The sequence below is a fragment of the Micromonospora globispora genome, assembly GCF_003857015.1.
Classification (GTDB): Bacteria; Actinomycetota; Actinomycetes; order Mycobacteriales; family Micromonosporaceae; genus Micromonospora; species Micromonospora globispora.
Genome location: NZ_QGGF01000082.1, coordinates 1 through 6091 on the forward strand (window position 1 = coordinate 1; position 6091 = coordinate 6091).

Below are 6091 nucleotides of genomic sequence, written 5' to 3' on the forward strand. Positions count from 1 at the left end.
GATCCCACCCCTGGCCCCACCCCCGAGGAGTCCCCGTGGGCGCACCCCCCACCCGCCCCGTCGCCCGGCCGCTGGTCGGGTCCAGCCCCGCCGACCGGTCGCTGGCTCGACCCCGCCGCCGGCCGCTCGCCGCGCTCGCCGCGCTCGCCGCGCTGCTCGCCGTGGGCGCCGGAGTGCTGGTCGACCTCCATACCCCGACGCCGCGTCCGGCGAACGCGCCGGCGGGCGACTTCAGCGCCGAGCGGGCGTACCGGAACGTGCAGGTGATCGCCGCCCGGCCGCACGTCGCCGGCAGCGCCGCCAACGACCAGGTCCGCGAACATGTCGTGGGCGTACTGCGCGGCCTGGGCCTGCAGACCGAGGTGCAGGACGCGGTGGCGCCCGAGGCGGGGCAGCTCAGCGGGGCGGCCGCCGGGGCGACCCTGGCCCGGGTGCGCAACGTGGTGGCCCGGCTGCCGGGGACCGACCCGACCGGGCGGGTCTTCCTGGTGGCCCATTACGACTCGGTGCAGTCCGGGCCGGGCGGGAACGACGACGCCGCCGGCACGTCGACGATCCTGGAGGTGGCCCGCGCGCTGGCCGCCGGGCCCCGGCCGCGCAACGACATCGTCTTCGTGCTCACCGACGCGGAGGAGGCGTGCCTCTGCGGCGCCTCCGCGTTCGCCGCCAGCCACCCGCTGGCCGCCGACGGCGGCGTGGTGCTCAATCTGGAGGCACGCGGCTCGACCGGCCCGGTGATCATGTTCGAGACGTCGCGGAACAACGCGAAGCTGGTGGACGTCTTCGGCCGGGCGGCGCCGCACCCGGTCGGCACCTCCTTCGCGGTGGAGATCTACCGGGCGTTGCCGAACGACACCGACTTCACCGCGTTCCTCGACCACAGGTTCGTCGGGCTGAACTCGGCTTACATCGACGGCGGCGCGGTCTACCACACCCCGCTGGACACCCCGGCGGCGATGGACCGGGGCAGCCTCCAGCAGCACGGTGACAACGCGCTCGGGTTGGCCCGCGAGTTCGGCCGGACCGACCTGAAGAAGCTGGGCTCCGACCACGACGCCACCTACTTCCCGGTGCCGGGCGGGCTGGTCCGCTACCCCGGCTGGCTCATCCTGCCGCTGGCCCTGCTGGCCGTGGTGGCCGTCGGCGTCCTCGGCTGGCTGCTCCGGCGACACGGCCGGGCCAGCACCCGCCGGCTGGTGGCCGGCTTCGGGCTGGCCCTGGTGCCGGTCGTCCTCGCCCCGCTGGGCGCGCAGCTGCTCTGGCGCGCCATCACCGCGCTGCGCCCCGGCTACGCCGAGCTGCTCGACCCGTACCGGCCGGTCTGGTACCGGCTCGCCGTGGTGGCGCTCGCCGCCGCGATCCTGCTCGCCTGGTACGCGCTGACCCGCCGCTGGGCCGGTCCGGCCGCGCTGGCGTTCGGCGGGCTGGCGTGGCTGGCCCTGTTCGGGGTGCTGCTCGCCGTGCTGGTGCCCGGTGGGGCGTACCTGACCACCCTGCCGGCGCTGGCCGGCGCGCTGGCCGGTCTGGCGGCGCTGGCCGCCCGGATCGACGGGCCCTGGCCGGTGCTCGCGGTGACCCTGGCCGGCGCGGTCGGCGTGGTCATCCTGCTGCCGACGGTCGTGCTGCTCTTCCCGGCGCTCGGGATGGCGATGGGCGGGGTCGCGGCGCTCTTCGCGGTGCTGCTCGGCCTGGCCGCGCTACCGGTGGTCGACCTGCTGCATCCGCAGGCCGGCGGGCAGCGCGGACTGCTCGCGCTCCGGGCCCGCCGGCTGGGCGTGCTGCCGACGCTCGCGGCCGCGCTGGCCGCCGTGGTCTTCGCCGGGGTCGGGCTGCGCGTGGACCGTTTCGACGCCGCGCACCCGGTGCCCACCCATCTGATGTACGCCCTGGACGCCGGCACCGGCCGCGCCCAGTGGCTCAGCCACGAGGACGATCCCCAACCGTGGACCGCCGGGTTCGTCGACAAGCGGCAGAAGGTCGAGGACTTCCCGGGACTCGGGGACGCCGAGCTGCGGTCCGGCCCGGCGCAGGCGGCGAACCTTCCCGCACCCAAGCTCGAGATCCTCTCCGACACCACCTCCGGCGAGCAGCGCACGCTGCGGGTACGCCTCACCCCCCAGCGCCCGGTCCGGCTGTTGTCGCTGCATGTGGACGGCTCGACGCTCGTGAAGTCGGCGACGGTCAACGGCGTACGGGTGGATGGCGCCCGAACCACGGACGGGCGCCCGTGGGGCTTCGGCATCGTCTTCCATGCGCCGCCGGCGGAGGGCGTCGAGATCACCCTCGTGCTGGCGCCCGGACACCGTCCCCAGCTCCGGGCGATGGACGCCAGCGACGGCCTGGACGAGGTGCCGGGCTTCCGCCCCCGCCCGTCGGACGTAGGCGTGGTCGGCTCGCACAGCTCGGAGATGCTGGCGGTCGCCCGCACCTATCCCCTCTGACCGCACCCGGTTCGGCCCGGGCTGAGGCGTCAGCCCCGGCCTCCGCCGGCGGATCCGGGCGTCAGGCCCGGCCCTCCGCCGGCGCCGCGGAACCGCCTGGCTGGGAGCCCGCCCGGCCAGCCCGGTGCTGCGCCGCCCGACGCCCACAGACAACCCCTTGCCTCCTTTGCTCTGCTGCAGCGACGGCAACACCCGGAGCCCCGAAGTGTTGCCTCGGCTGCAGCAGAGCAAAGGGAGCGAACAATTTCCTGCTGTTGGGGACCGCCGGACCGGTCACCACCGCCAGCGCAGGAACCGCCGTTGGTATCGCACCTTAAGAGTCGAGGACTGAAGTCTGCCGCGCACGACGATGTGCAGGCCGCCCGATTCAGGCACCGTCGGCTTGGCCGAGCTGGACGACATCTCGACCTCGTGCAGGGAGGCGGACGCCCCGTACGGCAGCACCAACGTCACCGCACTGGACCGGACGTTGAGCGTCACCTGGACCGTTGGTGCAGCGATCACGGCCTCGGTGAGGTCCAGCCGGATCTTCGACGACCGGGCCTCGACGACCACCTGACGGGGCACGACCCACCGTCCGGCCCGCTTGAGCGAAGAGGCGCGGGATCGCAACGTGAGCACCTGCGGCTCGACCACGACCGGCAGGTCCGCGATGAAGGGCGCCAGGTCAGCGTGGGTACGAGCGGCCAGCACGCCCCCGATCCGGTCCTCGAACTCGGCGAGCGTGAGCCGTCCCTCGCCCACCGCCTGATTCAGCTGCTCGACGACCCGGTTCCGTTCGGCATCGGACACTCGCATCTCGGGCCTTGGCATCAGCTCTCCCGCCACGGGCCCAACCTACGACCTACCGCCAAACCGCTAGCGGTCCCAGGGGGTGCCGACTCGGATTCGATTGCCGTCAGGGTCCGCCAACTCGAATTCGCGGCCCCAGTCCTTGTGGGCGATGTCCGCAACTCCGCAGGCCTCCCCGACCGCGTCGACGTCGTGGACGTAGAGGTACACGAGTGTGCCGGGCCGAGCATCTCCGGTGTGCTCGGAGAGGTGGATCTCGATGTCCTCCCTCATGACGCTCACATAGAGCGGCAGGTCGGGCGCGAACCGGTGTTCCCACTGTTTGATGAAGCCCAGCCGGCCATACCAGTCGACTGAGGCGTTGGCGTCGGCGACGCGAAGGACAGGCGCTAGGTGCTCCCTCATCGGTGCAGTGTGCGGTGGTGGCGGCTCAGCCGCTGCCCCGCGCGCCTGCGGCAGGGTGGTCAGCGGCTTCTGGAAGCCATACCTTGCCGTGTATGGGACCAGGGGAGGGACCAACTCTGCCAGGTCGCCGCGCGGCGGCCAGCAGGCCGGCCTTGGTCCGATCGCCGCGTCATTGGCCGTGGGTGGTGCTCTCCCTCGTAGCGGTGCTGGGTATGGGGATCGTGGCCGTGCCGGTGTCGTGGGCTGTTCTCCGGCAAGCCGAAGCAGAGCGCGGGGAGGCGACGCCGGACGCGGCGGTGAACGTCTACGTGCTCAAGATGAGCAGCGGCGAAGAGTTGGGACTGTCGCGGGTTCTGGCCCCCAGCCGTCATGACGAGCTGCTGCGACAGTGGCGTCAGTACCGCGGCGAGATGGAGCGCGCCAAGGTTCCGTCGAAGCTTGAGACGGTCGGACCCATCGACGTCGAGGACCAGGGCGACGACCGCGCAAAGGTGACCATGAACGTCCACCCGATCTGGTGGAACGGGCAGACCAGCTTGAGCGGCACAGAACACGCCTGGCGGTTCGAGACCCGTCGAGACGCCGGCGGCTGGCGGGTGTGGGCAGCCGATCTGCCGTCGTGGTGCGGTGTGCACGTCCGGGCAGACGCCTGCCGTTGAGCACTACCAGCAGCGGCCGGCACAGCTAGTGAGACCGCCGGTCGTAGGAGACCTCGTGGCCTCCGTCCCCACCGAGGCGGCCACGGACCCGCCAGAGCCGGCCGTCGGAGACCAGCCAGATGTCCCGCCGCGTTACTACCCAGCCGGACGTCGGGGCGGACTCGACAGTCCGTCAGAGGCGCGCGGTCAGCGGCAAAAGAGGGCACTGGCGAGCTCGGTTGGTCAGCGGTTAAGCAGTAGACGGGACACCGTGCGCGCCGATAGCCTGGCGTCCGGCCGTGGCATTGCGCGAGGAGGTGAGCACCGTGAACGTTGTATCGATGTGGGTGCTCCCCTCGTCGTCACGGTCGGGCGATTGATGCAGGTGTCGCCCGGGAGCGTCTGGACAAGGCACTCCCGAGAGGCGACACCCTATGGATTCTGCGCACCTGTTTAACGGCACGGGCGAGCATGCCGTTGCCATCACGCGGATCGCGGAGCGGCAATGGCACGCTCTGGAGGACGACCAGGTGGTCGGCCGCGGCGAGGTATCCCACCGTCCCGACGGGCGGCTCTTTCTCAGCATCGACGCATGGCACGATGTGGTCTTCGACCGGCTTGCCGACACCATGCTGGCGGACCTGCCGAGGCCGCTGTACACCGTCGTTGACGAGGCCGACCTCGACCTGATGCTCCAGTGGGAGCGAGCCGGCTTCGCGCCCCGCCGCCGCGAGTGGGAGTACGTCATGCCCACCGACCCGCGGATCACGGGACTCGGCTCGGCGCCACCGCCGCGGGGCGTGACAACGTTGGCCGTTGGCGAGGCCGAGGAGGGTCCGCTCCGCGCATTGGACCGCGTCATCCGGGACGAGATCGAAGCCACTGTCGGATGGCAGGAGATGCCGGCGGAGGTGTTGTCCGGTCCGGACGGCCCTCCCCGACCGGACCCGGCGAAGTACGCCGTGGCGGCATGGTCCGATCAATATGTGGGATTGGTACGCGTAGCGCCGCTTGCGCGGCAACCACGGATCGGTCTGATCGCGGTCCGGTCCGATCAGCGCCGCCGAGGTATCGCTCGGGCGTTACTGGCCGAGGTGCTGGGTTCGGCCCACCGGCGCGGGATCGCGACGGCGTCGGCGGATGTTAACCAGTCCAACGGCGCAGCGATCGCGCTGTTCGAAGGCGTCGGCGCCCGGCGTACGGGCAGCAACCTGGAGTTGGTGCTCCGTTGACGTCCTCTCCTCGACCCAACCGTCTTCGAACGGAGTACTAGGAAACATGGTCAAAGCTAACGGCGGCATCCAACTTGAGGGCACCGTTCTCGAGTGTCTTCGCAACGCCACCTTCAGAGTGGAACTCCAGAACGGGCACAAGGTGCTGGCGCACATCAGCGGGAAGATACGGAAGAACTACATCAAGATCCTTCCGTTTGACCGCGTGCTCGTGGAAATCAGCCCGTACGACCTCGACCGCGGCCGGATCCTTTTCCGCTACCGCAACTGACTATCGGCATCCATCGGACCGGAACGTTCTCGGCAGGTAGGACAGGCGCCTCGCTGAGCAGCACGACGGTGGCATCTGTCTCGGCACCGAGCTTGGTCACGGATGCCGCCGTCGTCTCTCGTCCTTGGCCGGACCCGACACGCACGTTCATCGGCTACTTATCTCCTGGTGGCACGACCGCGGCCCGGATGCTCCTATGGTCCGTCAAGCGGTCAGCAGGGTGTAGATCTCTCGGGCGATGTAGCGCTTGAGGCATCTCATGGTTTCGGTGGTGCTGAGGCCTTGTTGGATGCGGCGGTCGCGGTAGGTCCG

General features: G+C 70.9%; 6 protein-coding genes. 4 read left to right on the forward strand and 2 right to left on the reverse strand.

Translation table 11 applies throughout. The features are described 5' to 3' along the window. The first annotated feature begins 35 nt into the window (after positions 1-35). Entirely contained in the window at positions 36-2441 is a 2406-nt protein-coding gene (locus DKL51_RS03090; protein WP_260428355.1) for a M28 family peptidase, read from the forward strand. Positions 2442-2714: 273 nt separating this feature from the next. On the opposite strand, the gene DKL51_RS03095 is transcribed toward DKL51_RS03090, so the two are convergent. After that, on the reverse strand, positions 2715-3254 hold the full coding sequence (locus tag DKL51_RS03095; RefSeq protein WP_123809608.1) for a DUF1707 SHOCT-like domain-containing protein: 540 nt from the start codon (positions 3252-3254) through the stop codon (positions 2715-2717). 45 nt (positions 3255-3299) lie between these two features. Beyond that, on the reverse strand, positions 3300-3638 hold the full coding sequence (locus tag DKL51_RS03100; RefSeq protein ID WP_109945556.1) for a glyoxalase superfamily protein: 339 nt from the start codon (positions 3636-3638) through the stop codon (positions 3300-3302). 212 nt (positions 3639-3850) lie between these two features. On the opposite strand from DKL51_RS03100, the gene DKL51_RS03105 reads away from it, so the two are divergent. The 3 genes from DKL51_RS03105 to infA all read left to right on the forward strand — a co-directional run bounded on the left by DKL51_RS03105 (position 3851) and on the right by infA (position 5779). Beyond that, on the forward strand, positions 3851-4297 hold the full coding sequence (locus tag DKL51_RS03105) for a hypothetical protein (RefSeq protein WP_123809607.1): 447 nt from the start codon (positions 3851-3853) through the stop codon (positions 4295-4297). 413 nt (positions 4298-4710) lie between these two features. Further along, positions 4711-5508, forward strand: coding sequence for a GNAT family N-acetyltransferase (locus DKL51_RS03110; RefSeq protein ID WP_109945554.1), 798 nt, complete (start codon positions 4711-4713; stop codon positions 5506-5508). 46 nt (positions 5509-5554) lie between these two features. Beyond that, complete coding sequence (gene infA, locus DKL51_RS03115; RefSeq protein ID WP_109945553.1) at positions 5555-5779, forward strand: translation initiation factor IF-1; 225 nt, start codon at positions 5555-5557, stop codon at positions 5777-5779. Positions 5780-6091: the final 312 nt, after the last annotated feature.